Genomic DNA, 25,777 nt, shown 5'->3' with positions numbered 1-25,777 from the left:
CGTTGACTCCTGAGCTTGTTGTTTTTGTTGCAGCAGGTGCGTTTTGGGGTGGCTCTATCGCGAGCAAGCTCGCTCCCACAGGGGTTAACTCGATCCCATGTGGGAGCGAGCTTGCTCGCGATCGGCGGTTTCAAATTCAGCCAATAATTCAAGGCGCGTCGGCAACCCTTCCATATCCCCACGGCTCTGCACCGCGCGGCTGCCAATCCAATTGGCGCGCTGCACGGCTTCGGTGATGGCCTGGCCTTCGAGCAATGCGCTGATCAGGCCCACGGCGAAGCCATCACCGGCGCCCACGGTGTCCACCACTTGGGCCACCGGCACGCCGGGGATGACGCCCTGGTCCAGCGCCGTGCGGTAATAGGCCCCGTCCGCGCCGAGCTTGATCACGACGATTTCGGCGCCTTGGTCCAGGTAAAACGCGGCGATGTCGGCCGGGTCGTCGAATCCGGTCAGCAGCCGGCCTTCGCCGAGCCCCGGCAAGACCCAGTGGGCGAGGGCGGCGAGGCGATTGATTTCAGTGATCATCGTCGACTCGCTGCCCCATAGGCTTGGCCTCAGGTTAGGGTCGAACGACAGGCTGCGGCCGGCCGTGCGCATACGGCTCATCAAGTCAAAGGACATCTCGCGGGCCGTGCCCGACAGCGCCGGGACGATACCGGTAGCGTGCAAATGACGGGCGTCAAGCAGCGCCGGCGCGATGGAACCGATCGACAGATGACTGGCCGCCGAGCTGCGGCGGAAATACTCGACTTGCGGGTCGCTGCCATCGACGGTAAGGGACTTGAACTGGAAGCCGGTGGGGTGCTCCGGGTCGACCGCCACGTGGCGACAATCCAGGCCCTCGTTTTCCAGGGTCTGCGTCACGAAGCGCCCCAGGGAATCGGCGCCGACCCGACTTAGCCATGCCACCTTGAAGCCCAGCCGCGACAGACCGATGGCCACGTTGCTGTCGGCCCCCGCAATGCGCTTGTGAAACTGGTCGACGCTGGCCAGGTCACCGCGCTGATCCGCCACCAGCATTGCCATGGTTTCGCCGAACGACAACACATCGAACTCAGACATGGGCAGGCTCCTGGCGCGATTGCCCGAGGCGGGACAGGGTGGCGACATGGCTGGCGGTCAATTGCAGCAGGTCATCGTCTTGCAGCGGGTACTCGGCGGCGCGCATCACCCCGGCGGGCATGTGTTTGAGCAGTTGTTCCCACACGTGCAGGTCGGTCATGGCCGGAGGCACTGCGACGAGTTTGCCGTCGGCGCGCCGGGCCACGGCCTTGCAGTGCACATACGCCACATACCGTCCGAGCTGTCGGGCGGCCACGGCGGCGGATTGGTCCTGCCATTGCCAGTTGCCAATGTCGAAGGTCATGGCGACGGGCAGCCCCTGGTGTTCCACCGCGGTGAAGAACCGTTGCAACGGTTCGATCCGCCCGCCCTGCAAGGTCTGGTCGTTTTCCACCAGCAACTGCACCGGGCTGGCGGCGAGCACCTGGGCCAGCGCCGAGAGGTCATTGGAGTCGGTGAAATGACCGAGGGAGACTTTCAGCCAGGTCGAACCGAACGCCTCGCCGCGTTGCAGGGCCAGCGCCAGGGCGGGATTGGGCCTGGACTGACCGGCGAGCCACAGTTCCAGGGGTGACGAAAAAATACTCTGCAGCCCCTGGGCCCGGGCAGCGGCGGCCAGTTCAGCGGGCTGTTCGGTGGTGAGCAATTCCTCGCGCCATTCGATGCGCGAGGCACCGGCAGCGGCCAACAGATCGATAAAACGGCCTTGGCCATGCTGCCGCACCAGGTCGGCGCCGTAGCTGGAAAGACTGATGGAGACGGGGGGGGTGTGCATTGTTGTTGTACCTCTGAAACCGGTTTCAGTTTTGTTCAAAAAAAAGCGTTCAAAAAAAGGGGGTGTGCTTTAGGGCCTCATCGCGAGCAAGCTCGCTCCCACAGGGATCTTCAGTGCGCCACAGATCCCGTGTGGGAGCGAGCTTGCTCGCGATAGGACCCTCACCATCACCGACCATTCCCAAGCGTCGACCCACGCTCAATCAACCGCGCCGCAAAATCCAGGGTCCGCACCGGCCCGTTGTCACCGCGCAAGCGCTTGAGCAGGCATTCGAACGCGCTGGCGCCGATCTGCGCTGTCGGTTGGGCCAGGGCCGTGATGCCGCTGCCCACCAAGGGGTACCAATCCAAGTCATCGAGGGCGATCAGGCCCACGTCGTCGAACAAGTGACAACCCAGCTCGCGCAACACCGTCGTGGCGGCCAGGGCGGCAATGCCATTGGCGCAGAACAACGCCTTGGGGCCATGGCCAGGCTGGGCAAGAAAGGCCTTGATACGCGTGGTCAACCGATCGCAGGTTTCCACCACGGTGCCGGCCAGGGCAGGCCGTCGTTGGATACTGGCCTTGAAACTCTCGACCCGCTCGATTCGCGAACTGGTGCCGTCGAACGGTTCGGTTACCAGCAACAGATCGCGGTAGCCCCGTTGTTCGAGGTGATCGAGGGCCATTTCGATGGCCGCCGGGTTGTCCAGCCCGACCAGGTCGCTGTCGAGCCGATCGACCTTGCGATCCACCAGCACCAGGGGCATTTCGCTGCGCAGTTCGAACAGTTCGTCACGGTGGTGACCCAAGGTGTTCACGATCAGCCCTTCGATGTTGTAAGCGCGCAACAAGGCCAGGTGCTGGCGTTCCTGCTCGTCGTCGCGGTCGGTGTTGCATACCACCAGGCTGTAGCCATGGCGACGGCAGGCGGTTTCCACGCCATGCATCACGGCAATCGAATAAGGGTTGCGGATATCGGCCACCAGCATGCCGATCAAGCGTGTGCGCCCGCGCTTGAGGCCGCGGGCCATCTGGTTCGGCCGGTAGCCCAACTCGCTGATGGCCTGCTCGATGCGCCGGGCGATGGCCTCGGAGAGCAGGGCACGGTCTTCGCCAATGAAACGCGAGACACTGGCCTTGGAGACCCCGGCGCGTTCGGCGACGTCGAGCATGGTCACGCGATTGCGCTGGGCGGCGGAGAAAGAATTCACGGATAGAAACCTGCTTATTGGAATTGTTTAGCGGTTCTGAAACCGGTTTCAGGAAACACCAGAACCCAATCGGTAGTCAAGGGCGGCGTGTGGCAGGCACGACCGGCGGTGCTTCGCTTGCGTCGGACAGTGGCAACGATCCAGGCATGTTTTCATCAGCGCCGGGCCACCCAGGGGATTTGCAGCGCGCAAGGCCGTGTGCTTAGCTGCCTGCCTCCCCAGCCCTTTGACTGTCGAAACCACCATGAACTTTACCCAGCCTCGTGTGAGGATGCTGTCGATACTGAGTGTGACCTTGTTGGTGGTGGGCTGTGCGTCCTATTACCTGTTTCGCCACAGCGGCGCGCCGGTGGATGAAGGTTTCGCCGCCGAGCAACTGAACGAAGGGGGCATGGAAGACATCGGTACGCTGGCAGCGCCCGAGGTGGAAAAACGCCTCAATTACTTGATTCAGGACACCGGTGAAACCCTCAGGTCCCTGGAACTGATCAGCGACGCGCAATTGAGCCTGACCCTCTCAACGACCGAGTCCGAAGACGAGCAGCCGTTGCAATACGAGCCGCTGTTTGTCCCGTTCACCAGCGCGCAACTGAAGGCTGAGCTGGCGTCGATCCAAGGACTGCGTTTTACCCAGAGACTGTTTGCCGAGGGTTCCGAGGTGCAGCTTGATACCAGCCGCCTCGATCCGCTCTGGAAGCGCGCCGCCACGCCGGAGGAGCCGGCGGCCGAGCAGTACCTGCCGCAACGCCTGCGTTTTCGCGATGGCAGCGAAAACACCTTCGCCGAGCTCAAGGTATCGCCCCAGGTCGAGTCCGACGACACGATTTCGTCCCATGACGCCTTCGCCCTGTCGGTGAACAAATCTCTGGCGAGTCTCGGCCTGACGGTCGCTTACCGCAGCTACCCGGCGTTCAAGAAGGTGGTGCTGGACAAGGATCACCCGAAAGTGATCCTGGACGACGGCCAGTCCTTCCAGCTCACTGCCCTGGGTGATGACCGCGCGTCCGTGCGGTTGAGTACACCGAAATTGTCGACCTTCGTGGTGCAGGGGCTGGATGACGCGGGCAGGGCGCTCTACAGCAACGGCAACAACGCCCGGGCGTTCCCTTCCGATGGCGATATCGCGGCGTTGCATGAGTATTACAACGCGTTGCTGCAGACCAAGGGCGATCTCAAGCAGCTCAAGACCGGCCAGGCGGTACAACAGCGATTGCAGCGTTTGACCGAGGCGCTGGCTGCTCAGATGGGGCCGTTGAAAAATACCGAGGTCGACTATCAATTCGAGGCCACCCCGCAACGTATCGTCATCCATGTGCTCGATCCGATGGAAGACAACACCGTTGAGTTCGCCCAGGTCGACAACGTCCTTGCAGCACAAGCGCGTTACATCGCTCTGGACCGGAACGCCGAGCGCTATGGCTTCATCGATCAGGCTGGCCAGTGGTTGATCAAGCCCCGTTGGGTGCAGGTGCAAGACAGCCAGATGGCCGATACCTACGCGTTGTTTACCCCGGAAAAGTCCAACGACCCGGAGTCGGAGTGGCAGGCGTTGCGCAGCCAGCTCGCCTATTTCCCCGCCGGTAGCAACACGCTCGTAGAGCTGCCGTTCGAATACATCACCGAGGCGTTGAGCAATGGCCTGCTGTTGGTCGAGCGCGAAACCAACGGCCCTTATGGGCTCTACGATGCCAAGCATCATCGTTTCGTGTTACCGATGAAATTCGTCAACCCTACCGTGACCGACAACGTGTTCGTCGCCCGTCTCGGCAAGCGAACCGATGCCATGGAAGGCCTGTACGGCGCCTATACCCTGGACGGCAAAGAGATTCTGCCGACGCAGTTCTCGGGTATCGAGTACCGGGAGGGTTTGCTCTACGCCAGCTCCGCCGATCGAAGTCGTCAAGACGTGTTCAACCTGCAAGGTAAACGGATCAACCTTCAGGGTGACAACGTGATAGGCCGGTTTTTCGGGCAACAACCGCTGCTGGTGCAGGATACTAAAAGCCGGAAATTCGCGTTTATCGATCGCCAGGGCGCGCGGCTACCCATCAAGTTGCCATATGACGAAGTGACGCCGTTTTCCAACGGCATGGCGGTAGTCGGACGCGATGGCAGCTACGGTGCCATCGACCTGGCGGGCAGGTTGCAGGTCCCGCTGGATTACAACCAGATCAGCGCGTTCCAGACCCACTACGCCGCGGCCATCCGGGCCGATGGAGGTTCCGGCCTGGTCTTGATCAGTCGGGACAACAAGGTGATCAAGGAACTGGGGTCCTACACCAGCCTGGACGTGCCGGATAACGGCAATGAGGCTCGTTACTACGTGAGGGATCCGAATGACAGTGACGAGTATCTGGTTTATGACGCCGATGGCAATCTTGTGAAGACAGACGAGTGAAGGCTGATGCACTGACCCTGCGGCGAGGGAGCTTGCTCCCTCGCCGCAGGGGGGCGTGTTCGTGTCCGGATCTCAGAGCTGGCTTATATAGGTCCCCGTCCCCTTGAGGATGTTCTTCAGCGTCAGTTCCACTTCCGCCAGGTCCGCCGCATCGGTGTCGTGGGTGATCTCCAGTACATCGTCGCCGTTGAGCGCATCGGCATCCGCCGGGGCAATTTCAATCAGCAAACGGGTCGGGCTGAGGGTGACCTTGATGCCGTCCAGTGTCGAAGGCTCTCCATCGAGGGCGATTTCCAGTTCGTCTTCGTCGGGGTAGCGCGTCATCAGGAACATTTCGCCCTGGGCGCTGTGGCAGCAGAGCATGGCCATGTTGTCTTCTTCTTCATCACACGGGTTGGCGATCAGAAGGGCGGTGGTCATTTGCATGGTGATGGCTCCAGGATCGAGTGCACCTGCGGGGTGCAAAAAGTGGATTCTGCCAGCCCGAAGGATTTTCTGCTGGTTTACCGCCTCGGGGTGCCGTTTGGTCCCCAGCCTGCTAGGGTTGTTCGGTGCGTAAGGGGTGTTTAGCTAGCCGATGACCGAATATGTCGCAGCGCTGCAAGCAGGCAGGTTGTCGCACTCGTTAAGCTGCGCAACGGATGTGCACCTGCCAAGGCCACCCCTGGGTGGTTTTTGCAGGTGTCCATGGCATGAAATTACATGGAAAAGGATGTGACCTGCGGGTCCTGTCCAGCTTCACCCACCTGTCATCCTGTTTCCTCTGCCCGAGAATCAGGAACGGGGTGGCCGACAGCCCCGCAGGGGTTGCACGCGACGCTTCAATCAATAACAAGCCCAAGCGGAGTACCACAGATGGCGTTCTTCACCGCAGCCAGCAAAGCCGACTTCCAGCACCAACTGCAAGCGGCACTGGCGCAGCACATCAGTGAACAGGCACTGCCACAAGTGGCGCTGTTCGCTGAACAATTCTTCGGCATCATTTCCCTCGATGAACTTACCCAGCGCCGGTTGTCCGACCTCGCCGGCTGCACCCTGTCTGCCTGGCGCCTGCTTGAGCGCTTCGATCACACGCAACCGCAGGTGCGCGTCTACAACCCCGATTACGAACGCCACGGCTGGCAGTCGACCCACACGGCCGTGGAAGTGTTGCACCACGACCTGCCGTTCCTGGTGGACTCGGTCCGCACCGAGCTGAACCGTCGCGGCTACAGCATCCACACCCTGCAAACCACTGTGCTGAGCGTGCGTCGCGGCAGCAAGGGCGAGTTGCTGGAAATCCTGCCAAAAGGCACCCAGGGCGACGACATTCTGCAAGAGTCGTTGATGTACCTGGAAATCGACCGCTGCGCCAACGCCGCCGAACTCAACGTCCTGAGCAAGGAACTTGAGCAAGTGCTGGGCGAAGTGCGCGTGGCCGTGGCTGATTTCGAACCGATGAAAGCCAAGGTCCAGGAAATCCTCGACAGTCTGGACAGCAGCGCCTACGCCATCGACGCTGATGAAAAGAGCGAGATCAAGAGCTTCCTGGAATGGCTGGTGGGTAACCACTTCACCTTCCTGGGCTACGAAGAGTTCGTGGTGCGCGATGAGGCCGACGGCGGTCACATCGAGTACGACCCCGAGTCGTTCCTCGGCCTGACCAAATTGCTGCGCGCCGGCCTGACCGCCGAAGACCTGCGCATCGAAGACTACGCCGTCGCCTACCTGCGCGAGCCGACGCTGTTGTCGTTCGCCAAGGCCGCGCACCCGAGCCGCGTACACCGTCCGGCCTACCCGGACTACGTGTCGATCCGCGAAATCGACGCCAGTGGCAAGGTCATCAAGGAATGCCGTTTCATGGGCCTGTACACCTCTTCGGTGTATGGCGAGAGCGTGCGGGTCATCCCGTACATCCGTCGCAAGGTCGCGGAAATCGAGCGCCGCTCGGGCTTCCAGGCCAAGGCGCACTTGGGCAAGGAACTGGCCCAGGTGGTCGAAGTGCTGCCCCGTGACGACCTGTTCCAAACCCCGGTGGACGAGCTGTTCAGCACCGTCATGTCCATCGTGCAGATCCAGGAACGCAACAAGATCCGCGTGTTCCTGCGCAAAGACCCGTATGGCCGTTTCTGCTACTGCCTGGCCTACGTGCCACGTGACATCTATTCCACCGAAGTGCGCCAGAAGATCCAGCAAGTGCTGATGGATCGCCTGAAGGCCTCGGACTGCGAGTTCTGGACCTTCTTCTCCGAATCCGTACTGGCCCGTGTGCAGTTGATCCTGCGGGTGGACCCGAAGAACCGCCTCGACATCGACCCGCTGCTGCTGGAAAAAGAAGTCGTGCAGGCTTGCCGCAGCTGGAAGGACGACTACGCCAGCCTGGTCATCGAAAGCTTCGGCGAAGCCCAGGGCACCAACGTGCTGTCGGATTTCCCGAAAGGCTTCCCGGCCGGCTACCGCGAGCGCTTTGCCGCGCACTCGGCCGTGGTCGACATGCAGCACCTGCTGAACCTGAACGAAAAGAACCCGCTGGTCATGAGCTTCTACCAGCCGCTGGGGCAGGTCTCCGGTCAGCGCGAGTTGCACTGCAAGCTGTATCACGCCGACACGCCGCTGGCGCTGTCCGATGTGCTGCCGATCCTGGAAAACCTCGGCCTGCGCGTGCTGGGTGAATTCCCGTACCGCCTGCGCCACACCAACGGCCGCGAGTTCTGGATTCATGATTTCGCGTTCACCGCCGCCGAAGGCCTGGACCTGGACATCCAGCAACTCAACGACACCTTGCAGGACGCCTTCGTCCACATCGTGCGTGGCGATGCCGAGAACGATGCGTTCAACCGCCTGGTGTTGACCGCCGGCCTGCCATGGCGCGACGTGGCGCTGCTGCGTGCCTACGCCCGTTACCTGAAGCAGATCCGCCTGGGCTTCGACCTGGGTTACATCGCCAGCACCCTGAACAACCACACCGACATCGCTCGCGAGCTGACCCGGTTGTTCAAGACCCGCTTCTACCTGGCGCGCAAGCTCAGCGGCGATGACCTGGAAGACAAGCAACTACGCCTGGAGCAGGCGATCCTCTCGGCCCTGGACGACGTCCAGGTGCTCAACGAAGACCGTATCCTGCGTCGCTACCTGGACCTGATCAAGGCCACTCTGCGGACCAACTTCTACCAGACCGACGCCAACGGCCAGAACAAGTCCTATTTCAGCTTCAAGTTCAACCCGCACCTGATCCCGGAACTGCCCAAGCCCGTACCGAAGTTCGAGATATTCGTCTACTCGCCACGGGTCGAAGGCGTGCACCTGCGCTTCGGCAACGTCGCTCGCGGTGGCCTGCGCTGGTCCGACCGTGAAGAAGACTACCGCACCGAAGTGCTTGGCCTGGTGAAAGCCCAGCAAGTGAAGAACTCGGTGATCGTGCCGGTGGGCGCCAAGGGCGGTTTCCTGCCACGTCGCCTGCCGCTGGGCGGCAGCCGGGACGAGATCGCGGCCGAGGGCATCGCCTGCTACCGCATCTTCATCTCGGGCCTGTTGGACATCACCGACAACCTGAAGGACGGCGCGCTGGTACCGCCGGCCAACGTCGTGCGCCATGACGACGATGACCCGTACCTGGTGGTCGCGGCGGACAAGGGCACTGCGACCTTCTCCGACATCGCCAACGGCATCGCCATCGACTACGGCTTCTGGCTGGGCGATGCGTTCGCCTCCGGCGGTTCGGCCGGCTACGACCACAAGAAAATGGGCATCACCGCCAAGGGCGCGTGGGTCGGCGTGCAGCGCCACTTCCGCGAGCGCGGCATCAATGTCCAGGAAGACAGCATCACCGTGGTGGGCGTCGGCGACATGGCCGGCGACGTGTTCGGCAACGGCTTGTTGATGTCCGACAAGCTGCAACTGGTCGCGGCCTTCAACCACCTGCACATCTTCATCGACCCGAATCCGGAGCCAGCCAGCAGCTTTGCCGAGCGCAAGCGCCTGTTCGATCTGCCGCGTTCGGCCTGGACCGACTACGACACCAGCATCATGTCCGAAGGCGGTGGTATCTTTTCGCGCAGCGCGAAGAGCATCGCCATCTCGCCACAGATGAAAGAACGCTTCGACATCAAGGCCGACAAGCTGACCCCGACCGAGTTGCTCAACGCCTTGCTCAAGGCGCCGGTGGACCTGTTGTGGAACGGCGGTATCGGCACCTACGTCAAGGCCAGCACCGAAAGCCACGCCGATGTCGGCGACAAGGCCAACGATGCGCTGCGCGTGAACGGCAACGAACTGCGCTGCAAGGTCGTGGGCGAGGGCGGTAACCTGGGCATGACCCAACTGGGGCGCGTCGAGTTCGGCCTCAATGGTGGCGGTTCCAACACCGACTTCATCGACAACGCGGGCGGTGTGGACTGCTCCGACCATGAAGTGAACATCAAGATCCTGCTCAACGAAGTGGTGCAGGCCGGCGACATGACCGACAAGCAACGCAACCAGTTGCTGGCGAGCATGACCGACGAAGTCGGTGGCCTGGTGTTGGGCAACAACTACAAGCAGACCCAGGCCCTGTCCCTGGCGGCACGCCGCGCCTTCGTGCGGATCGCCGAATACAAGCGCCTGATGAACGACCTGGAAGCCCGGGGCAAGCTGGACCGCGCCATCGAGTTCCTGCCGACTGAAGAGCAACTGGCCGAACGTGTCGCGGCGGGCCATGGCCTGACCCGTGCCGAACTGTCGGTGCTGATCTCCTACAGCAAGATCGACCTCAAGGAAGCGCTGCTCAACTCCCTGGTACCGGACGACGATTACCTGACCCGTGACATGGAGACGGCGTTCCCGCCGACACTGGTGAGCAAGTTCTCCGAGGCCATGCGTCGCCACCGCCTGAAACGCGAGATCGTCAGCACCCAGATCGCCAACGACCTGGTCAACCACATGGGCATCACCTTCGTTCAACGGCTCAAGGAGTCTACGGGCATGAGCCCGGCGAACGTGGCCGGTGCCTATGTGATCGTGCGCGACATCTTCCACCTCCCGCACTGGTTCCGGCAGATAGAAGCCCTGGACCACCAGGTGTCGGCGGACGTGCAACTGGAGTTGATGGACGAGTTGATGCGCCTGGGTCGTCGCGCGACGCGCTGGTTCCTGCGCAGCCGTCGCAACGAGCAGAACGCTGCCCGTGACGTCGCTCACTTCGGTCCGCACCTGGCCGCGTTGGGCCTCAAGCTCGACGAACTGCTGGAAGGTCCGACCCGCGAAGGCTGGCAGACCCGTTACCAGGCCTACGTGGCCGCCGGCGTGCCGGAGTTGCTGGCGCGCATGGTTGCCGGCACCACGCACCTGTACACCTTGCTGCCGATCATCGAGGCGTCCGACGTTACCGGCCAGAACGCCGCCGATGTGGCCAAGGCTTACTTCGCCGTGGGCAGCGCCCTGGACATCACCTGGTACCTGCAACAGATCAGCGCACTGCCGGTGGAAAACAACTGGCAGGCACTGGCCCGTGAAGCGTTCCGCGACGACATCGACTGGCAGCAACGGGCGATCACCATCTCGGTCCTGCAGCAGGGTGACGGTACCCAGGACGTGGAAACCCGCCTGGCGCTGTGGCTTGAGCAGCATCACGAAATGGTCGAGCGCTGGCGCGCCATGCTGGTGGACATCCGTGCCGCCAGCGGTACCGACTACGCCATGTACGCGGTGGCCAACCGCGAACTGCTGGACCTGGCGTTGAGCGGTCAGGCGGTCGTGACGGCCAACTGATCCGGCGTTGAATGAAAAAGCCCCGCATTGAGAGATGCGGGGCTTTTTTTGCCTTCAAGATTCACTGTGCCCCCCTGTGGGAGCGGGCTTGCTCGCGAATGCGTCGGGTCAGCTTGCACATGTGTTGGATGTGCCGCCGTCTTCGCGAGCAAGCCCGCTCCCACAGGGGATCGTGTTGATCCGTTAGTTTTTCAGCGGTATCAACACCGCTTCATCCTCTCCCATCACCATGAACACCAGCAATTTCGCCGCTTGGCTCGTGCTGGCGTTTTTCGACACCAGGTGTTCGGAGCCCGCCGCTTCATACCAGAACTCCCCGGCCTTGTAGGTCTTGGCCGGCTCGCCCTTGACCTGGGAGGTGATGGCGCCTTCCAGCACATAGGCCATGGCTGTGCCTTCATGCTTATGGGCGATGGACGACTGGCCCGGGGCATAGTTGACGGTCAGCATCATGGCTTTTTTGCCTGGAACGTTTTTCAGCAGTTGTTCCTGCAACACCGTGACCTTCTCCGAAGGCGTGGCTTCGTGGGCGTAGGTATGGGTAACGGGCAGCAGGCTGAGGGCGGCGATCAGATAGAGGGTTTTCATGGGGCATGGACCTTGGTGGTTTCGAGTGATTTCGCGCTGTCGCGGCGATGGGTTCACCCTAAGCCCCGGGGTGGGGCAAGCAAACGTCCAATCTTTCGGAAGGTGGGTAGACCAATGGGTGAGTACGAATTTACAGCGGGCTGGCCAGTGCAATTAGCTGGCCTGCACCGTTGTGGCGAGGGGATTTATCCCCGTTGGGCTGCGAAGCAGCCCTAAAATTTGCCACACAGGTGTGTCAGGCAAACTGCATCCAGCTTTTTGGGTCTGCTTCGCAGCCCAGCGGGGATAAATCCCCTCACCACAATCTGGCCGGGCAGGAATAAAGCGGCGCCTTTCAGACAACCGGAAAGCTATTGAAATCCACGCTTCGAGCCAGGCGGTTGTCGATCAGACTAATGAAACCTTGCACTTCCGGACAGTTGAAGTGGGCTTGCATGGCCGCTTCCGATTGCCAGCGGGCGCTGACATTCCAGCGGTCGCCATCGTCCGGGCAACGGTCGACCAAGTAGGCATCGCAGCCTGGCTGGGCGCGCAGGGTCTCGACGATTTGCTGCAATTGCCGGCCCAGTTCTTCCGAGCGACCGGCGGCGGCTTGCACCTGTACGGTATTGATCACTTGGCGAGACATTGTTCAGACTCCTGAATCAAGTCGGACGGAGGTGTTCACGAGTAATGACACCCGTGCAGGATAGGCTTGGCGGCGCGAGGCTCAAACAGCCAATGGGCGGATAAATGCCCAGTCCAATCCTCAGGCCACCTGCTGCAGAATGTCGCGCAAACGGTCGAGAGCGATGTCGATGTCGAGGGTTTCGATAGCGCCGAAACCGAAAAACAGGCCCGGCCGCACGGGCACATCATTGAAAAAACCATCGAGGCTGTAGAGCCCGACCTCGGCTTTTTTCGCCAGCTCGATCACCAGCGCCAGGTCCACCGGGACCTTGCACAACACCGCCATATGAAAGCCCGCGGTGGTGGGCACGGCCTCGAACCAGGGCGACAAGTCCCCGGCCATGCGCGCCAGGATCCGTTCGCGACGCCCGGCGTACAGGGTGTGGCAGCGGCGGATGTGCTTGAGCAGGCAGCCCTCGGCGATGAACTTGGCCAGTGCCCATTGGGGCAGGGTGGAGGTGTGCTGGTCGGTGAGACGCTTGGCCAGGATCACCGCTTCAAGGATCGCCGGCGGCAGGATCGCGTAGCCAAGCCGCAGCTCCGGCAGCAGGGTCTTGGAGAAGGTACCGACGTACGCGACGATCCCGCGCTCATCCAGGCTCTGCAATGAATCGGCGGGTCGGCCTTCGTAGCGGAATTCGCTGTCGTAGTCGTCTTCGATGATGATTGCCCCCAGCTCATAGGCCCGGGCCAGCAAGGCCTCGCGGCGGGCCTGGCTCATGGGCATGCCCAGGGGAAACTGGTGGGAGGGCGTCACATAAATCAACCGCGTGCCGTCGGGGATCAGGTCTACCCGCATGCCTTGCTCGTCCACCGGCACTCCGGCCACTGTGGCGCCCTGGGAGCCGAACAGCAGCCGCGCCGGCGGATACCCCGGATCTTCCATCGCCACCAGGCTGCCGGGTCGGGTCAGTACCCGGGAGATCAGGTCCAAGGCCTGCTGTGCGCCATTGCACACCACGACGTCTTCATCCTGGCAGTTGACCCCGCGGGAAAACGCGATGTGCCGGGCAATGGCATTGCGCAGCGACGGCAGGCCTTCGGGCTGGCTGTAGAAACCCTTGGCACTGGCGATCTGGCGCAGCGCGTGGGCAGTGCAGCGCCGCCAGTCGTCCAGCGGAAACTGGCCCTTGCCGGTGGCGCCGCCGATGAAGTCGTAGCGCAATGCACCTTCGAGGGTGGGGTGGCGCATGAGGTCCGGCATGGTGCGCCAGGCCTCGACGACATCGGCCCCGGCCAGTTCGCGGTGACTTTGCTTGCGCACGACTTTGGCCGGCCGCGCATTGACGTAGGTGCCTTTGCCGATGATGCCGGTGAGGAAGTTCTCGTAGGTCAGTTGGGCGTAGGTGTCGGAGACGGTCTTGCGCGAGACACCCAGTTGCTCGGCCAGCAGGCGACTGGGCGGCAGTTGGGTGCCGGCGGCCAGGCGGCCACTCTCGATGGCGCTGCGCAATTGTTGATACAACTGGCCCGACAGGTCCTTGCGGCCGTTGATGACAACATGAAGTTCCATACCCGCAAGCTCCTGGGCGATTGTTCGGTGGCCAGCGTCAAAGGCGCAAGATTACCCGCATTGTGCGACTGCATAGAAGTTGCGTGGGGAAAATCCCGTCCATTGGACTTGTCCCCGGTTTTTTCGCCGAATTGGACCTGTCATTGCCCGGCACCAGGGCCTACCGTGAAGGTCTCGAATGCCACGGAGCCCGCCATGAGCCCGCGTCTGGATTACTACACCGCATCCCCCGGGGCGATGCGAGCCATGATCGGCCTGGAAGCCCTGACCAGTCGCCTGAGTATCGAACCGGCGCTGCTGCACCTGATCAAGATCCGCGCTTCGCAACTCAATGGCTGTGCCTTCTGCACCGACATGCATTCGGTGGAGGCACGACGCCAGGGCGAGACCGAGCGGCGGCTCTACGCGGTGGCGGTATGGCGCGACAGCGGTTTCTTCACGGCTCGCGAACGCGCCGCCCTGGCCTGGACCGAGGCGGTGACGCTGTTGGCCGAAAGCCAGGTGCCCGATGACGTCTATGCCCAGGCCCGGGCCTGCTTCAGCGAGGAGGAACTGGTGGACCTGACCCTGGCGATCAGCACCATCAATAGCTGGAACCGGCTGGCGGTGAGTTTTCGCCAGAGTCCGGGGGCCTGAGTTTTCAGTCGTTTAGCGCCTGGCAGGCCGCTATCGCGAGCAAGCTCGCTCCCCACATGGGATTGGTCTGAACAGGAGTTTTGTGTTTCTCCCGGATCAATGTGGGAGCGAGCTTGCTCGCGATGAACGATAACGCGGTTTGTTGTAGAGCAAAGGTCAATTGTTGCCGGGCGTCGGCGGCCGCTGGGGCTTGACCGAAGTGCCGAATGTATTGCCCATGCGCACCCCCGTGGCGGCCGGCGTGGCCAGGCCGATGCTGTTCGGTGCGCGTTCGTTGACCGGCACGTTCATGGTGTCCTGGGCCTGTTGCGCCGTTTTTGCGGCCTGGGGGGCGTTGCCCATCTGCCGACTCAGGCAGTTGTAGTCGGGGGTCTTGTAACCGCCCACGGTCACCTCGATACAGGCCGGGGCTTCTTCACCCTGGGCCCAGGGCAGGGCCATGAACAGCCCGAGGAAAGCCATCATGTTCATCCACTGTTTCATCTCCGACCTCCTGGCCCGCCGCAACGGACGGTGCGTTGTCAGAGCATCAGTCTAGTGCGGCCTGGAGGATTTGTATCAGTTGTCATACGACATTCATAAACACCCCTCAGGATGACGATTTTCAACGGATACGTCAGTCGTGCAGCAGGGCAGAGCCGGGGGCGGACGCGGACATGGATTGACCAGGGCGCCCTTGGGGTGGCTGATGGTGTTGCTGTGTCTGCTGGCCGGGCCGATCCAGGCGGTTGGCCTGGTGGACCTGGACATCGCGCCCCAGGAACTGACCACGGCGCTGGAGCAGTTCAGTCGTGCGACGGGCATGGCGGTGCTGGTGGACCACCAGCTATCGAGCCGACGCCAGACGCTGGGCGTTCAGGGGCGGTTCACCCCCTCCGAAGGGTTGCGGGTGTTGCTCGGCGGCACCGGGCTGGCGGCGCATTATGCCCGGGCGGATGCGTTCACATTGCAGCCGGTGCGGGTGCGCGAGGTGCCGCTGCCTGCCGGTGTCACCCCGGGCTTGAGTGACAGCAACTACGCGGCAGCCATCCAGACGGTCATCCAGCGCAATTTATGTCGTTCACCGTTGACCCGCCCGGGCAGTTTTCGGGCGGTGCTGCAAATGTGGATCGGCCGGGACGGCGTGGTCCAGCACAGCCGCCTGGTCAGTTCCACGGGCGACCTGATGCGGGACAAGGCCTTGGTCAATAGTTTGCAAAACCTCAGGATCGACCGCCCGGCGCCCAGTTCGTTGCGCCAGCCGGTGACCCTGCTTTTGTTACCCGACTCATCAGGAAAAAGCATGGAATGCATGACAGGGGAAGGGGTGTCCGGGCGATGAAAGACATCGGTCGCAGTCCGTTGGTGAAGTTGTTCCTCACCTCCTATGAGGATTTCAGGGTGCGCTTGCGCAGGCGTCTGGGTTCCGAGGAACTGGCCAACGACGTGCTGCATGAAACCTACCTGCGGGTCGATCGCATGGTCGGCACGCCGGACATCGCCCAGCCCAATGCCTATCTGTATCGCATGGCCCTGAACATCGCCGCCGACCGTCGGCAGGCCGATGCGCGCTTGCTCACGGGCGATGAAATCGAGGAATTGCTGCAGGTCTCGGATGAGGCGCTGGACCCGGCGCGGGTGGTCGGTGGGCAGAAGGAGTTGCAGACCTTGCTCAAGGCCTTGTACGAACTGCCGGCGCGTCGTCGCAGGATTTTCATCGCCGCCCGCCTGGAAGAAGCGCCGCATCTGGAAATCTCCCAGCGCTTCGGTATTTCCACCCGCATGGTGGAGAAGGAAATCAAGGCGGCGCTAGGGCATTGCGCCCTGCGCCTGGAAAGAAAAGTCATTCAGCGGTTCGGTCCCGGCGCGGGAAAACCGTCTTGAGAGTAGAGACCCGACCCTTTCATGAGTGTGTGTGCGCTTGAACATCTTCAGCATCGCTTCCCCTGATGCCACGCCCCAGGCCCGATTGGCCAGCGAGGCCCGAGATTGGCTGATCCTGCTGACCTCGGGGCGCGCCACCGTGGCCGATGCCCGGGCCTTGCGCCTGTGGTGCGGGCAAAGTCCCGAACATGCGCAGGCCTTTGAACAGGCCAAGGCGCTGTGGCATGGGCTGCAACCCGCCGCCGCAGCGTTGCAGGCGCCTCGGCATTTCGGCCGTCGGGCGTTGTTGGGGGGCGCCATCGCGGCATCGGCGGCCTTCCTGCTGATCCGCGCCACGGTGCCCGGCGGTGTTTCCGGGCTGGGGGCCGACTACATCACCGACGTCGGCGAACAGCGCCGGGTGGAATGGGTCGAGGGCGTCAGCCTGGAGCTCAACACTCAAACCCGTCTCAGCCGCCGCGCGCTGACCGATGGCGGACAAGGGTTGGAATTGCTCAGTGGCGAAATTGAAGTGCAGGGGCGCAGCGCCCAGGTGGTCAGCGTCCAGGCCGGCGCTGGCTGGATCAGTGCCACGCGGGCACGCTTCAACATCCGCTATACCGACCAGAGCGTTTGTGCGACCTGCCTGGAGGGCGTGGTGCAGGTCGAGGTGCAAGGCCAGCGGTTTCGCCTGGAACCGGGCATGCAACTGACTTACGAGCCTCACCAGGTGGGCGCGCCCAAGCGTGCCGATGTGTCGGCCGCCGTTGCCTGGCGTGAACAGGTCCTGGTGTTCAACGACGCGACCCTGGCCAGCGTCATCGATGAAATCAACCGCTACCGTCCCGGCATGTTGCTACTGCTCAACCAAGAACTGGGCCAGCGCAAGGTCCAGGCACGGTTTCGCCTCGACCAATTGGCGGGCGTGGCGCTGTTGATCCGCGATGCCTACGGCGCCAAATGCACCGAATTGCCGGGTGGGGTGGTGGTGCTGAGCTGAGACCGGCGGTGCCTGGCGGGCCTCATCGCGAGCAAGCTCGCTCCCACAAGGGGTCCTGTGTTGTGCCCAAAACTTGAGGTCACCCGGTAACTTTGTGGGAGCGAGCTTGCTCGCGATGGGGCCGGTACATTCGACATCATCCTTAACAGACCCACCGCTATCGCGAGCAAGCTCGCTCCCACAAGGGGTCCTGTGTTGTGCCCAAAACTTGAGGTCACCCGGTAACTTTGTGGGAGCGAGCTTGCTCGCGATGGAGCCGGTACATTCGACATCATCCTTAACAGACCCACCGCTATCGCGAGCAAGCTCGCTCCCACAAGGGGGCCTGTGTTGTGCCCAAAACTTGAGGTCACCCGGTAACCCTGTGGGAGCGAGCTTGCTCGCGATGGAGCCGGTACATTCGACATCATCCTTGAAAGACTCACCGCTATCGCGAGCTAATCCAGCGGCCCCAGCACCTGTCGATACGTTTCGGCCCCCTGAGGTGTCTGGCGAGTCAGGCTGACTTCGATGCCCGTCGGGTTTTCCTGGCGGTTGCCGCTGAGTTTGCGCCAGCCTTTTTCCGTGTCCCAGTACCGCAGGCCGGCGTCGCTGACGTCACTGAGCACGGCCACGCCCGGGCCGGGTGCGGGCAGGGGGTAGCGGTTGCGGGCCTGGCCTTGGGCGCGGTAAAGCGTGTCACCCTTGAGCCACCAGCGCACCCGTTGCAGCTCGCCTTCCTGGGCCGCCGCCACGCGGATCACATCCAGGCGAAAGCCCCGACCTTCGGTGCTGCGCACGGTGAGGGCGGGCGGGGTGGTCGAGGGCTGGTCGTCGACGCCGGGTTTGACCGGTTCACTCAGCTCGATGCTGGCGCGCAGGGCCACGTCGCGCTCCAGTTGGTTCAACACCCGCAGCAGCGCTTCGGTCTGTTCGGTACTGGCCTGCAAATGGCTGTCGGCACGGGTCACGCTGTCCAGCCCGCGCCAGGCGATCAGGCTGACCACCGCCATCAGCAGGATCGCCACCATCACCTCCAGCAAGGTGAAGCCTTTCTCCCGGGCGCTCATTGGAGTTGCACCCGCCCGGCGGCGCTGCGTTGCACAGTGAGACTGTTCTGACCGTCCGACAAGCGGATCTGCAAGGGTTCGCCAATCCATTCTGCATTCAACACGACCCGCTGCCTGGGTTCCACGCGCACCTCCATCGACGGACTCTGCCAGCGACGTCGACGCAGTTGCGGGTCGTCCTCGAAGCGATCGACCCCCGTACCCCGGTCCGCGCGGCGACTGAAGCCAAAGCCTTTGGCGTCCCAGCGCCAGGTAATCGGCCGCCCGTCGGTGCGTGCTTCGGTCTGGGCCAGTTGCAACAGTTGTACCAGCCGTTCGCCATCCTGGCGCAGCAACTTCAACCGGTCCGGCTTGATGCTCAGGCTCACGGCGGCACTGGCGATGCCGATGATCACCAGCACCACCATCAATTCGATCAGGGTAAAACCGCGTTGCTTGCCGAGGTTCATGTGCGCTCCTTTGCGTGAGCGTCATCCTGCACGGTGAAGATGATAGGGATGTGAAATAAAACGGAGAGAATTGACGCGTACGCTGCAAGTTGGAATCAAAAAAGGAGATTCAGGCCATGGCGTTCATCGAGCGTGTGTCCCCGGCGCAAATCGTCCAGGTCGTGGGCTTGTTGGCGGCCTTGGCCGGGGTGGCGACCTGGTCTTCGCTGCTGCTCACGTCGGCGGAGTCGCGCACGCCGGACGTCGCCCCGCAGCGCATGGCCGAGCGTTCCGATAACCCGGCGTTGCAATGGTTCTCCAACCAGCCGGCACCGGTGGACATCAAGGTCAGCGGCGTGATGGCCGGCACCCACGCCGCCGTGGCGATCCTCAGCCTCAACGACGGGCCGCCGCGCAGTTTCCTGGTGGGTGAACGCGTGGCCCAGGGGGTGCGGCTGGTGGCGATCGAGGCGCAGGCGGTGGTCATCGAACGTGGCAGCGAACAGACCCGACTGGTCCTGGCCCGGTTGCCGGATTCGGTGAGTTTGCCGTCCCTGACACGCCCCGAAAATCAGCGCTGAACTTCTGTGGCGAGGGAGCTTGCTCCCGCTGGGTCGCGAAGCGGCCCCAAAATCTTGCGGTTGCTGCGCAACCGAGCGGGAGCAAGCTCCCTCGCCACAGGGGGGGGCTGCCTTTATTTTTCCCGGCTGACCAACGTCTCCAGCCGAGCCAACGGCGGTGCTTCGCGACTGCGGTCCGACACGCTCAGTTCAACCCGCAACAGCCGGCCGTTTTCCGCCGGGCGCAGGGTCTGTTCGCAGCGCAGCAGCAAGCGTCCCTGGTCGCACTCGAACACTTTGGAGCCCGGGGCAAAACGGCCTTCCAGGCGCAACTGCGCCAGTTGGCTGCGAGCGGCCAGCAGGGCGATGGATTTGTCCCGCAGCAGGCCGTTGCTCTGGGTCATCACCGCCGCCACGCGCACGGCGGCCGACATGGCCACGGCGATGATCGCCAGGGCCACCAGCACTTCGATCAGGGTGAAGCCGGCTTGCGGAGCAGGGCGTGGCATGGCGCGGGCTCGGGTGCGAGGGCAGCCTTGAAGGGTAGCTGGCGTTCGTGACTGATTGACGACGCAAGCTCCTGAGCAATTTCAATATCACTGACATATTTTCTTGCAACACTGCGCCTCGAATCGAATCCAGCGAAGGACCGTCGAGATGCAGATCGCCCGTTACAACGCCCGTCCCCAAGGCCCTCGCGGGCAGCGGGGTTTCACCCTGATCGAAATCATGGTCGTGGTGGTGATCCTCGGCATCCTGGCGGCGATGGTGGTGCCCAAGGTCCTCGACCGTCCCGACCAGGCGCGGGCAACGGCGGCGAAACAGGACATTGGCGGCCTGATGCAAGCCTTGAAGCTGTATCGCCTGGACCACGGCAGTTACCCGAGCATGAACCAGGGCCTCAAGGTGCTGGTGGAGAAACCGGCCGATGCGAAAAACGGCACCTGGCGTTCCTACCTCGAGCGCCTGCCCAACGACCCGTGGGGCCGCCCCTACAACTACCTCAACCCTGGTGCCAACGGCGAAGTCGATATCTTTTCCCTGGGGGCCGACGGCCAGCCCGATGGCGACGGTGTGAATGCCGACATTGGCTCCTGGCAGTTGTAAGGGCCGTGATGCGAACGGATTCGCCCCTCGCGGCGAAGCAGCGCGGCATGGCGGTGATCAGTGCCTTGCTGATCGCCGCCGTGGTGGCGGTCATCGCCGGCGGCATGCTGACTCGCCAGACCCTGTTCACTCGCAGCCTGGAGGCCGAGCAGTTGCGTGTCCAGGGCTCGGCGCGGTTGCAGGGTGGCCTGCAACTGAGTCGCCAGTTGCTCTGGGATGCCCGGCAGCACGATCCACTGACGCGCTTCGGCCAACCTTGGGCCAAACCCATCGTGATACCGGGTTCAGGCCAGATCGACACACCGTTCGAAGGTCAGTTGGAAGATGAGCAAGGCAAGTTCAACCTGCGCAACCTCGTCGCCAATGAGCGGGTGGACGAAGAACAAGTGCGCGCCTTCCAACGCCTGTGCCAGCAATTGGGCGTGGCCGCGACGGTCCGCACGCGTATCGTCGATAGGGTGGTCGAGGCCTATCCGCGCCTGCTGAATCCGCAGCGGGTGGACCAGGCGCCAAAGGCCAATACTTTCAACAGCGGCCGCGAAACCTCGCCCCAGGCCGACAACACGCCGCTGGCGCCGACGCGTCCGATGCTGCGCACCTTGCAAGACTTGCGCAGCGTCAAAGGCGTCACCACGGGGTTACTGGACACACTGGCGCCTTACGTGACGATCCTGCCCACCAACACCTGGCTCAATGGCAACACCGCCAGTGCCCCGGTGCTGGCCGCCTACGTGCCGGGGCTGTCGCTGCAACGGGCCGAGGCGCTGGTCAGGGAGCGTGACGGCGGCCATTGGTTTATCAACCGCGGGGATTTCGTCAATCGCCTGCGCATGCCGGAGCTGGAGACCGCCAGCGTCAAGGTCGGCATCACCAGCGACTGGTTCCGCCTTCGGGGCCGGGCGCGCAGTGGTCAGCGGCGGGTCGAGCTGGAGGCTTTGCTGCAACGCACCGAGGACCGCTTGCCTCAGGTGATCTGGTCAAGGGTGGGTGTATGACGCGCTTGCGCATCGCCCTGGCGCCGCTGGGCAGCCTGGACCTCGACAGCCCGGTGACGTTTGCCTGGCTGGATCGCCAGGGCCAGGTCCGCGAGCAAGGCCGCAGCAGCCTTCGGGCGTTGGGCCAGGGCGCTAAAAACCTTTCGGTGGAGTGTTTCCTTCATCCCCGCGACAGCGTGTTGACCCGCCTGGAGTTGCCGCTGTTGCCGGCGGCCAAGATCAGCGCAGCGGTGACGTGCGCGGCCCAGGCCCTGATGCTCGGAGCCAGCGAACACATGCAGGTGGCCCATAGCCCGCGTGACATGGACGGGCAGGTGCAGATCGCTTGGCTGGACCGTGAATCCCTCGTCAATCTAGGGCGGCTTGTGCACCAGGCCGGCATGAAACTGCGTGGCCTCTACCCGGCGGCCTACGCCTTGCCGGTGCTGTCCGGGCCGGTGGCCTGCATCGACGACGACCATCTGCTGGTGCGCCATGGCCTGCAGCACGCCGTGGTGCAACCGTTACAGAAGGAGGCGCTCGACGAGTGGCTGCTGGAAACGGGGGCCGGGCTGCACTGGATCGGCGACGCGCCGCCACAATCTTCCCTCGACACCTTGGCGGAAAGCCAACGCTGGACTGGCCCTGCACCGGGCTGGGGTTTGCATGCCGGTCTTGCACGCAACGCCGTCAAGCGCGGTGGTTGGGGCCGGGCGATGGCGATCTGCGCGACAGCGCTGGCGGTGTGGGTAGTCGGGTTGAACCTCTACGCCGCCCGCGAAGCGGCCCAGGGCCAACGGCTCAAGGCGCAGATGAGCCAGCGGGTGAAACAGGCGTTTCCCGAGTTGCCGGTGATCCTCAACCCATTGCAACAGGCACGCCAGCAAATCGCTGCGCGCCAGAGCGGTGCGGCGACCGACCCGGCCCAACGCTTCGCCAGCCTGGTGCAGCAGGCGGGCAGCGCCATGCCATTCATGAGCGGCAATGTCCAGGCGTTGAGGTTCGAGAACGGTGAGTTGCGCCTGACTGTCGTGGCCGAGGCGCAGAAAACCGCCGCCGAAGAGGATTGGAAAATCCCCCTGGCCCAGGCCGGCATCGACGTCGTCGCCATCGACCAGGGCTGGCGCCTGCGGGTGGCCCCGGCCGGCCAGGGTACGCAGGACGCCGACGAACACCCGGATGCCGACGATGAATAAGCACACCCTGGCACTGGCGCAGGTCCGTTGGCAAACCTTCAGCACGCGTTTGCGCACGTTCTGGCAGGGGCTTGCCGCGCGCGAACAAGCTGCCGTGGCCCTGGCCGCGCTGGTGTTGGGCGGCTGTCTGGTCTGGCTCGCGCTGATCCAGCCACCACTCAAGACCATCGCCTACTGGCAAGCCGAAACCCCGAAGCTGCGATCGCAGACCGAGGCTCTCGAAGTGCTGTTGCGTGACGTCGCGGGGCCGACACAAGACCAACCCCTCGAAGCCGCGTTGCGCCAGAGTCTGGACGCCAGCGGCTTGAGTCAGCACTACCAATTGCAAGCGCCCGGCACTGAGCACCCCAGCGCCTGGCAGCTCACGTTCGACCAGGCCCCGGCGGAGGCGGTCATCAGCTGGCTGCTGGGCAACCCACGGCAATTCTCCCTGGAAGTGATCGAGGCCCGTTTGCAGCGCACCGCCCTTGCCAATCCCGATAACCACGACAACCTCGACAACAGCGCCGGCACATTGTCCGGAACCGTTCGCATGGATCAGGCGCAAAGCGCTAAGGAAGCTTCATGAAAGGGGCCCGATACCCACGTCATTGGCGCAAGGCCGCGCCGCTGTTGTTGCTGGCGTTGAGTGCGTGCAACAACACGCCGCCCGCGTCGCAGCCACCGTTGCTGGTGGACAGCGAGCTGGGTATTCCGTTGGGGAGTACCCAGCGCAGCGGCGATGCATTGCTCGATCGCCAGCGGGCCCAGGACCTGGGTGAGCGCAAGCCCGCGGTGCGGCATCAGGTCGATCTCACCGCCCGTGCCCGAGAGCCGCGCAGCAATGCGCCGACGCGCACGCCCCTGGGGGATCAACCGGTGACGCTGAATTTCGTCGAGGCGGATATCCAGGCGGTGGTACGGGCCTTGTCCCGTTCCACCGGCCAACAGTTCCTGGTGGACCCGCGGGTCAAGGGCAACCTGACGCTGGTTTCCGAAGGCCAGGTCCCGGCCCATCAGGCCTACGACATGCTGCTGGCCGCGCTGCGCATGCAAGGCTTCAGCGTGGTAGACGTGGGCGGCGTGGCCCAGGTGGTGCCGGAGGCCGATGCGAAGCTGTTGGGTGGGCCGATCTACAGCGCCGACAAACCGGCCGGCAACGGCATGCTGACGCGCACCTTCCGCCTGCAATACGAAAACGCGGTGAACCTGATCCCGGTGCTGCGCCCGATCGTGTCGCCGAACAATCCGATCAATGCCTACCCGGGCAACAACACCATTGTCGTCACCGATTACGCCGAAAACCTGTCGCGGGTGGCGCAGCTCATCGAAGGCATCGACACCCCGAGTGCCATCGACACCGATGTGGTGCCGATCCACAACGGCATCGCCGTCGACATCGCGCAAATGGTCTCTGACCTGCTGGAAACCCAGGGCGGCGACCAGACCCAGAAGATCAACGTGATCGGCGATCCGCGCTCCAATTCCATTATCATCCGCGCCGGCAGCCCCGAGCGCACGGAGCTGGCGCGCAACCTGATCTACAAGCTCGACAACGCTCAGAACAACCCGAGCAACCTGCATGTGGTGTACCTGCGCAACGCCCAGGCCGGCAAACTGGCCCAGGCCCTGCGCGGCTTGCTCACCGGGGAAAGCGAAGGCGAGAGCAACGACAACTCGCGCTCGGTGCTCAGTGGCATGGGCGCCAATACCAACGGACAGAGTGGGCAGGGCAGCAGTGGCGATGGCGCCAGCGGCACCACCAGCGGCAGTGCGTCGACCAGCGCCAACGGCTACGCCCAGGGCAGCAACGGGGCAACCTCCGCTTCGACGAAAAACGAACAGAGCACTGCTTTCAGCGCCGGCGGTGTCACCATCCAGGCCGACGCCACCACCAATACCTTGCTGATCTCCGCGCCGGACCCGCTGTACCGCAATCTGCGGGAAGTCATCGACCTGCTGGACCAGCGTCGCGCCCAAGTGGTGATCGAGAGCCTGATCGTCGAGGTCGGCGAGGACGACGCCAGCGAATTCGGCGTGCAATGGCAGACCGGCAACCTCGGTGGCAGCGGGGTGATCGGCGGGGTCAATCTCGGCGGCACGGGGCTCAACCTCAACGGCAAGACCAGCATCGATGTCTTGCCCCAGGGCCTGAACCTCGGCGTGGTCAACGGCACGGTGGACATTCCCGGCATTGGCAAGATTCTCGACCTCAAGGTCCTGGCCCGGGCCTTGAAGAGCAAGGGCGGCACCAATGTGCTGTCGACGCCGAACCTGCTGACCCTGGACAACGAAGCGGCGAGTATTTTCGTCGGTCAGACCATTCCCTTCGTCAGCGGCAGCTACGTCACGGGCGGGGGCGGCACCAGCAACAACCCGTTCCAGACCGTGACCCGTGAGGAGGTGGGTTTGAAGCTCAATGTCCGGCCGCAGATTTCCGAAGGCGGGACGGTCAAGCTCGACATCTATCAGGAGGTCAGCAGCGTCGACAACCGCGCCTCGAGCACCACGGGTATCGTCACCAACAAGCGCGCCATCGACACCAGCATCCTGCTCGACGACGGACAGATCATGGTGCTCGGCGGGTTGTTGCAGGATGGCTACAGCCAGAGCAACGACGCGGTACCGTGGCTGTCGACCATTCCCGGGATCGGCGCGCTGTTTCGCAACGAACGGCGGCAGATCACCAAGACCAACCTGATGGTGTTCCTGCGGCCCTATATCATCCGCGACACGGCGGCGGGACGCGGCATCACCCTCAACCGCTACGACTTCATGCGCCGCGCCCAGGGCTTGCTGCAACCGGATCGCAGCTGGGCAATGCCGGACATGCAGGCGCCGCAACTGCCAGCCTCGGCGAGGGCGATTCCGGGGACGCCGCCTGCTGGGCCGCAGATGCCCAGGGCGGTGATCAAGGCGGTGCCGGTCGAAGGAGGCACTCGCTAATGAACATCAGCGGCATGCACAAAGCTGAGGCCAGCCCAAGACACTGTGGGAGCGAGCTTGCTCGCGATGACGGCAGTTCACTCAACCTCATTGCAACTGACCCACCGCTATCGCGAGCAAGCTCGCTCCCACAGG

Annotated in this window: 23 protein-coding genes; 12 read left to right on the top strand and 11 right to left on the bottom strand. The window is 63.3% G+C overall.

All coding sequences use genetic code 11. The features are described from left to right. Positions 1 to 84: 84 nt before the first annotated feature. The 3 genes from AB7M32_RS20390 to AB7M32_RS20380 all read right to left on the bottom strand — a co-directional run bounded on the left by AB7M32_RS20390 (position 85) and on the right by AB7M32_RS20380 (position 3,033). On the bottom strand, positions 85 to 1,065 hold the full coding sequence (locus AB7M32_RS20390) for a sugar kinase (RefSeq protein WP_454251135.1): 981 nt from the start codon (positions 1,063 to 1,065) through the stop codon (positions 85 to 87). Then, a complete protein-coding gene (locus AB7M32_RS20385) occupies positions 1,058 to 1,840 on the bottom strand; it encodes an AP endonuclease (protein ID WP_454251134.1) in 783 nt (260 codons plus the stop codon). Before AB7M32_RS20385 ends, AB7M32_RS20390 begins: the two co-directional genes overlap by 8 nt. A 167-nt stretch (positions 1,841 to 2,007) precedes the next feature. After that, complete coding sequence (locus AB7M32_RS20380; RefSeq protein ID WP_454251133.1) at positions 2,008 to 3,033, bottom strand: LacI family DNA-binding transcriptional regulator; 1,026 nt, start codon at positions 3,031 to 3,033, stop codon at positions 2,008 to 2,010. 244 nt (positions 3,034 to 3,277) lie between these two features. Here AB7M32_RS20380 and AB7M32_RS20375 point away from each other — a divergent pair, with 244 nt between their 5' ends. Then, positions 3,278 to 5,431, top strand: a complete 2,154-nt coding sequence (locus AB7M32_RS20375) for a WG repeat-containing protein (protein ID WP_454251132.1) — start codon at positions 3,278 to 3,280, stop codon at positions 5,429 to 5,431. Between the two features lie 72 nt (positions 5,432 to 5,503). Here the strand turns inward: AB7M32_RS20375 and AB7M32_RS20370 are convergent, their stop codons facing one another. Next, positions 5,504 to 5,857 carry a hypothetical protein gene (locus tag AB7M32_RS20370; protein ID WP_454251131.1) on the bottom strand — a complete coding sequence of 118 codons (354 nt, stop codon included), beginning with the start codon at positions 5,855 to 5,857 and terminating at the stop codon, positions 5,504 to 5,506. A gap of 429 nt (positions 5,858 to 6,286) precedes the next feature. Here AB7M32_RS20370 and AB7M32_RS20365 point away from each other — a divergent pair, with 429 nt between their 5' ends. Next, positions 6,287 to 11,155: an NAD-glutamate dehydrogenase gene (locus AB7M32_RS20365; RefSeq protein WP_072404489.1), complete on the top strand. Its 4,869-nt coding sequence runs from the start codon at positions 6,287 to 6,289 to the stop codon at positions 11,153 to 11,155. Between the two features lie 183 nt (positions 11,156 to 11,338). On the opposite strand, the gene AB7M32_RS20360 is transcribed toward AB7M32_RS20365, so the two are convergent. The 3 genes from AB7M32_RS20360 to pdxR all read right to left on the bottom strand — a co-directional run bounded on the left by AB7M32_RS20360 (position 11,339) and on the right by pdxR (position 13,925). After that, complete coding sequence (locus AB7M32_RS20360; protein ID WP_454251130.1) at positions 11,339 to 11,743, bottom strand: cupin domain-containing protein; 405 nt, start codon at positions 11,741 to 11,743, stop codon at positions 11,339 to 11,341. 334 nt (positions 11,744 to 12,077) lie between these two features. Continuing rightward, positions 12,078 to 12,371, bottom strand: coding sequence for an antibiotic biosynthesis monooxygenase family protein (locus AB7M32_RS20355; protein ID WP_092252295.1), 294 nt, complete (start codon positions 12,369 to 12,371; stop codon positions 12,078 to 12,080). Between the two features lie 120 nt (positions 12,372 to 12,491). Then, positions 12,492 to 13,925: a MocR-like pyridoxine biosynthesis transcription factor PdxR gene (pdxR, locus tag AB7M32_RS20350; protein WP_092473724.1), complete on the bottom strand. Its 1,434-nt coding sequence runs from the start codon at positions 13,923 to 13,925 to the stop codon at positions 12,492 to 12,494. Between the two features lie 195 nt (positions 13,926 to 14,120). Between pdxR and AB7M32_RS20345 the strand changes: the two genes are divergently transcribed. Further along, positions 14,121 to 14,561, top strand: coding sequence for a carboxymuconolactone decarboxylase family protein (locus AB7M32_RS20345; protein ID WP_454251129.1), 441 nt, complete (start codon positions 14,121 to 14,123; stop codon positions 14,559 to 14,561). Between the two features lie 156 nt (positions 14,562 to 14,717). On the opposite strand, the gene AB7M32_RS20340 is transcribed toward AB7M32_RS20345, so the two are convergent. Further along, positions 14,718 to 15,044 carry a hypothetical protein gene (locus tag AB7M32_RS20340; protein ID WP_454251128.1) on the bottom strand — a complete coding sequence of 109 codons (327 nt, stop codon included), beginning with the start codon at positions 15,042 to 15,044 and terminating at the stop codon, positions 14,718 to 14,720. A 205-nt stretch (positions 15,045 to 15,249) separates the two neighbouring features. Here AB7M32_RS20340 and AB7M32_RS20335 point away from each other — a divergent pair, with 205 nt between their 5' ends. From AB7M32_RS20335 to AB7M32_RS20325, 3 genes are read left to right on the top strand one after another with little or no spacing between them, the layout of a single operon-like run. Then, on the top strand, positions 15,250 to 15,882 hold the full coding sequence (locus AB7M32_RS20335) for a TonB-dependent outer membrane receptor (RefSeq protein WP_454252180.1): 633 nt from the start codon (positions 15,250 to 15,252) through the stop codon (positions 15,880 to 15,882). Beyond that, positions 15,879 to 16,424: a sigma-70 family RNA polymerase sigma factor gene (locus tag AB7M32_RS20330; protein WP_454251127.1), complete on the top strand. Its 546-nt coding sequence runs from the start codon at positions 15,879 to 15,881 to the stop codon at positions 16,422 to 16,424. Before AB7M32_RS20335 ends, AB7M32_RS20330 begins: the two co-directional genes overlap by 4 nt. A gap of 37 nt (positions 16,425 to 16,461) precedes the next feature. Beyond that, entirely contained in the window at positions 16,462 to 17,403 is a 942-nt protein-coding gene (locus AB7M32_RS20325) for a FecR family protein (protein WP_454252179.1), read from the top strand. 437 nt (positions 17,404 to 17,840) lie between these two features. On the opposite strand, the gene AB7M32_RS20320 is transcribed toward AB7M32_RS20325, so the two are convergent. Both AB7M32_RS20320 and gspH read right to left on the bottom strand, forming a co-directional pair. Continuing rightward, complete coding sequence (locus AB7M32_RS20320; protein WP_454251126.1) at positions 17,841 to 18,452, bottom strand: PulJ/GspJ family protein; 612 nt, start codon at positions 18,450 to 18,452, stop codon at positions 17,841 to 17,843. Further along, entirely contained in the window at positions 18,449 to 18,901 is a 453-nt protein-coding gene (gspH, locus tag AB7M32_RS20315; protein ID WP_454251125.1) for a type II secretion system minor pseudopilin GspH, read from the bottom strand. The genes AB7M32_RS20320 and gspH overlap by 4 nt, the downstream gene beginning before the upstream one ends. Before the next feature lie 116 nt (positions 18,902 to 19,017). Here gspH and AB7M32_RS20310 point away from each other — a divergent pair, with 116 nt between their 5' ends. Then, positions 19,018 to 19,461, top strand: a complete 444-nt coding sequence (locus AB7M32_RS20310) for a type II secretion system protein N (protein WP_454251124.1) — start codon at positions 19,018 to 19,020, stop codon at positions 19,459 to 19,461. Between the two features lie 113 nt (positions 19,462 to 19,574). Here the strand turns inward: AB7M32_RS20310 and gspI are convergent, their stop codons facing one another. Next, positions 19,575 to 19,949 carry a type II secretion system minor pseudopilin GspI gene (gspI, locus tag AB7M32_RS20305; protein WP_454251123.1) on the bottom strand — a complete coding sequence of 125 codons (375 nt, stop codon included), beginning with the start codon at positions 19,947 to 19,949 and terminating at the stop codon, positions 19,575 to 19,577. A gap of 148 nt (positions 19,950 to 20,097) precedes the next feature. On the opposite strand from gspI, the gene gspG reads away from it, so the two are divergent. Genes gspG through gspD form a run of 5 tightly spaced genes read left to right on the top strand, consistent with a single transcriptional unit; the run spans position 20,098 to position 25,642 of the window. Continuing rightward, positions 20,098 to 20,547, top strand: coding sequence for a type II secretion system major pseudopilin GspG (gene gspG / locus AB7M32_RS20300; protein WP_336072489.1), 450 nt, complete (start codon positions 20,098 to 20,100; stop codon positions 20,545 to 20,547). 8 nt (positions 20,548 to 20,555) lie between these two features. Beyond that, on the top strand, positions 20,556 to 21,542 hold the full coding sequence (gspK, locus tag AB7M32_RS20295; protein ID WP_454251122.1) for a type II secretion system minor pseudopilin GspK: 987 nt from the start codon (positions 20,556 to 20,558) through the stop codon (positions 21,540 to 21,542). Then, positions 21,539 to 22,717 (top strand): type II secretion system protein GspL, encoded by a 1,179-nt coding sequence (gspL, locus tag AB7M32_RS20290; RefSeq protein WP_454251121.1) that lies wholly within the window; start codon positions 21,539 to 21,541, stop codon positions 22,715 to 22,717. The genes gspK and gspL overlap by 4 nt, the downstream gene beginning before the upstream one ends. Further along, positions 22,710 to 23,285, top strand: a complete 576-nt coding sequence (gspM, locus tag AB7M32_RS20285) for a type II secretion system protein GspM (protein ID WP_454251120.1) — start codon at positions 22,710 to 22,712, stop codon at positions 23,283 to 23,285. The genes gspL and gspM overlap by 8 nt, the downstream gene beginning before the upstream one ends. Then, positions 23,282 to 25,642, top strand: coding sequence for a type II secretion system secretin GspD (gspD, locus tag AB7M32_RS20280; protein ID WP_454251119.1), 2,361 nt, complete (start codon positions 23,282 to 23,284; stop codon positions 25,640 to 25,642). Before gspM ends, gspD begins: the two co-directional genes overlap by 4 nt. Positions 25,643 to 25,777: the final 135 nt, after the last annotated feature.

This window comes from Pseudomonas sp. R151218B TE3479, assembly GCF_053629195.1.
This window is presented reverse-complemented; position numbering and strand designations above follow the sequence as displayed.

What these genes read in the sequence shown, in the direction of transcription:
- AB7M32_RS20390 (WP_454251135.1), bottom strand. Translation starts at nt 1,065, where the DNA reads ATGTCTGAGTTCGATGTGTTGTCGTTCGGCGAAACCATGGCAATGCTG.
- AB7M32_RS20385 (WP_454251134.1), bottom strand. Translation starts at nt 1,840, where the DNA reads ATGCACACCCCCCCCGTCTCCATCAGTCTTTCCAGCTACGGCGCCGAC.
- AB7M32_RS20375 (WP_454251132.1), top strand. Translation starts at nt 3,278, where the DNA reads ATGAACTTTACCCAGCCTCGTGTGAGGATGCTGTCGATACTGAGTGTG.
- AB7M32_RS20370 (WP_454251131.1), bottom strand. Translation starts at nt 5,857, where the DNA reads ATGCAAATGACCACCGCCCTTCTGATCGCCAACCCGTGTGATGAAGAA.
- AB7M32_RS20365 (WP_072404489.1), top strand. Translation starts at nt 6,287, where the DNA reads ATGGCGTTCTTCACCGCAGCCAGCAAAGCCGACTTCCAGCACCAACTG.
- AB7M32_RS20360 (WP_454251130.1), bottom strand. Translation starts at nt 11,743, where the DNA reads ATGAAAACCCTCTATCTGATCGCCGCCCTCAGCCTGCTGCCCGTTACC.
- AB7M32_RS20355 (WP_092252295.1), bottom strand. Translation starts at nt 12,371, where the DNA reads ATGTCTCGCCAAGTGATCAATACCGTACAGGTGCAAGCCGCCGCCGGT.
- pdxR (WP_092473724.1), bottom strand. Translation starts at nt 13,925, where the DNA reads ATGGAACTTCATGTTGTCATCAACGGCCGCAAGGACCTGTCGGGCCAG.
- AB7M32_RS20345 (WP_454251129.1), top strand. Translation starts at nt 14,121, where the DNA reads ATGAGCCCGCGTCTGGATTACTACACCGCATCCCCCGGGGCGATGCGA.
- AB7M32_RS20340 (WP_454251128.1), bottom strand. Translation starts at nt 15,044, where the DNA reads ATGAAACAGTGGATGAACATGATGGCTTTCCTCGGGCTGTTCATGGCC.
- AB7M32_RS20335 (WP_454252180.1), top strand. Translation starts at nt 15,250, where the DNA reads ATGGTGTTGCTGTGTCTGCTGGCCGGGCCGATCCAGGCGGTTGGCCTG.
- AB7M32_RS20330 (WP_454251127.1), top strand. Translation starts at nt 15,879, where the DNA reads ATGAAAGACATCGGTCGCAGTCCGTTGGTGAAGTTGTTCCTCACCTCC.
- AB7M32_RS20320 (WP_454251126.1), bottom strand. Translation starts at nt 18,452, where the DNA reads ATGAGCGCCCGGGAGAAAGGCTTCACCTTGCTGGAGGTGATGGTGGCG.
- gspH (WP_454251125.1), bottom strand. Translation starts at nt 18,901, where the DNA reads ATGAACCTCGGCAAGCAACGCGGTTTTACCCTGATCGAATTGATGGTG.
- AB7M32_RS20310 (WP_454251124.1), top strand. Translation starts at nt 19,018, where the DNA reads ATGGCGTTCATCGAGCGTGTGTCCCCGGCGCAAATCGTCCAGGTCGTG.
- gspI (WP_454251123.1), bottom strand. Translation starts at nt 19,949, where the DNA reads ATGCCACGCCCTGCTCCGCAAGCCGGCTTCACCCTGATCGAAGTGCTG.
- gspG (WP_336072489.1), top strand. Translation starts at nt 20,098, where the DNA reads ATGCAGATCGCCCGTTACAACGCCCGTCCCCAAGGCCCTCGCGGGCAG.
- gspK (WP_454251122.1), top strand. Translation starts at nt 20,556, where the DNA reads ATGCGAACGGATTCGCCCCTCGCGGCGAAGCAGCGCGGCATGGCGGTG.
- gspL (WP_454251121.1), top strand. Translation starts at nt 21,539, where the DNA reads ATGACGCGCTTGCGCATCGCCCTGGCGCCGCTGGGCAGCCTGGACCTC.
- gspM (WP_454251120.1), top strand. Translation starts at nt 22,710, where the DNA reads ATGAATAAGCACACCCTGGCACTGGCGCAGGTCCGTTGGCAAACCTTC.
- gspD (WP_454251119.1), top strand. Translation starts at nt 23,282, where the DNA reads ATGAAAGGGGCCCGATACCCACGTCATTGGCGCAAGGCCGCGCCGCTG.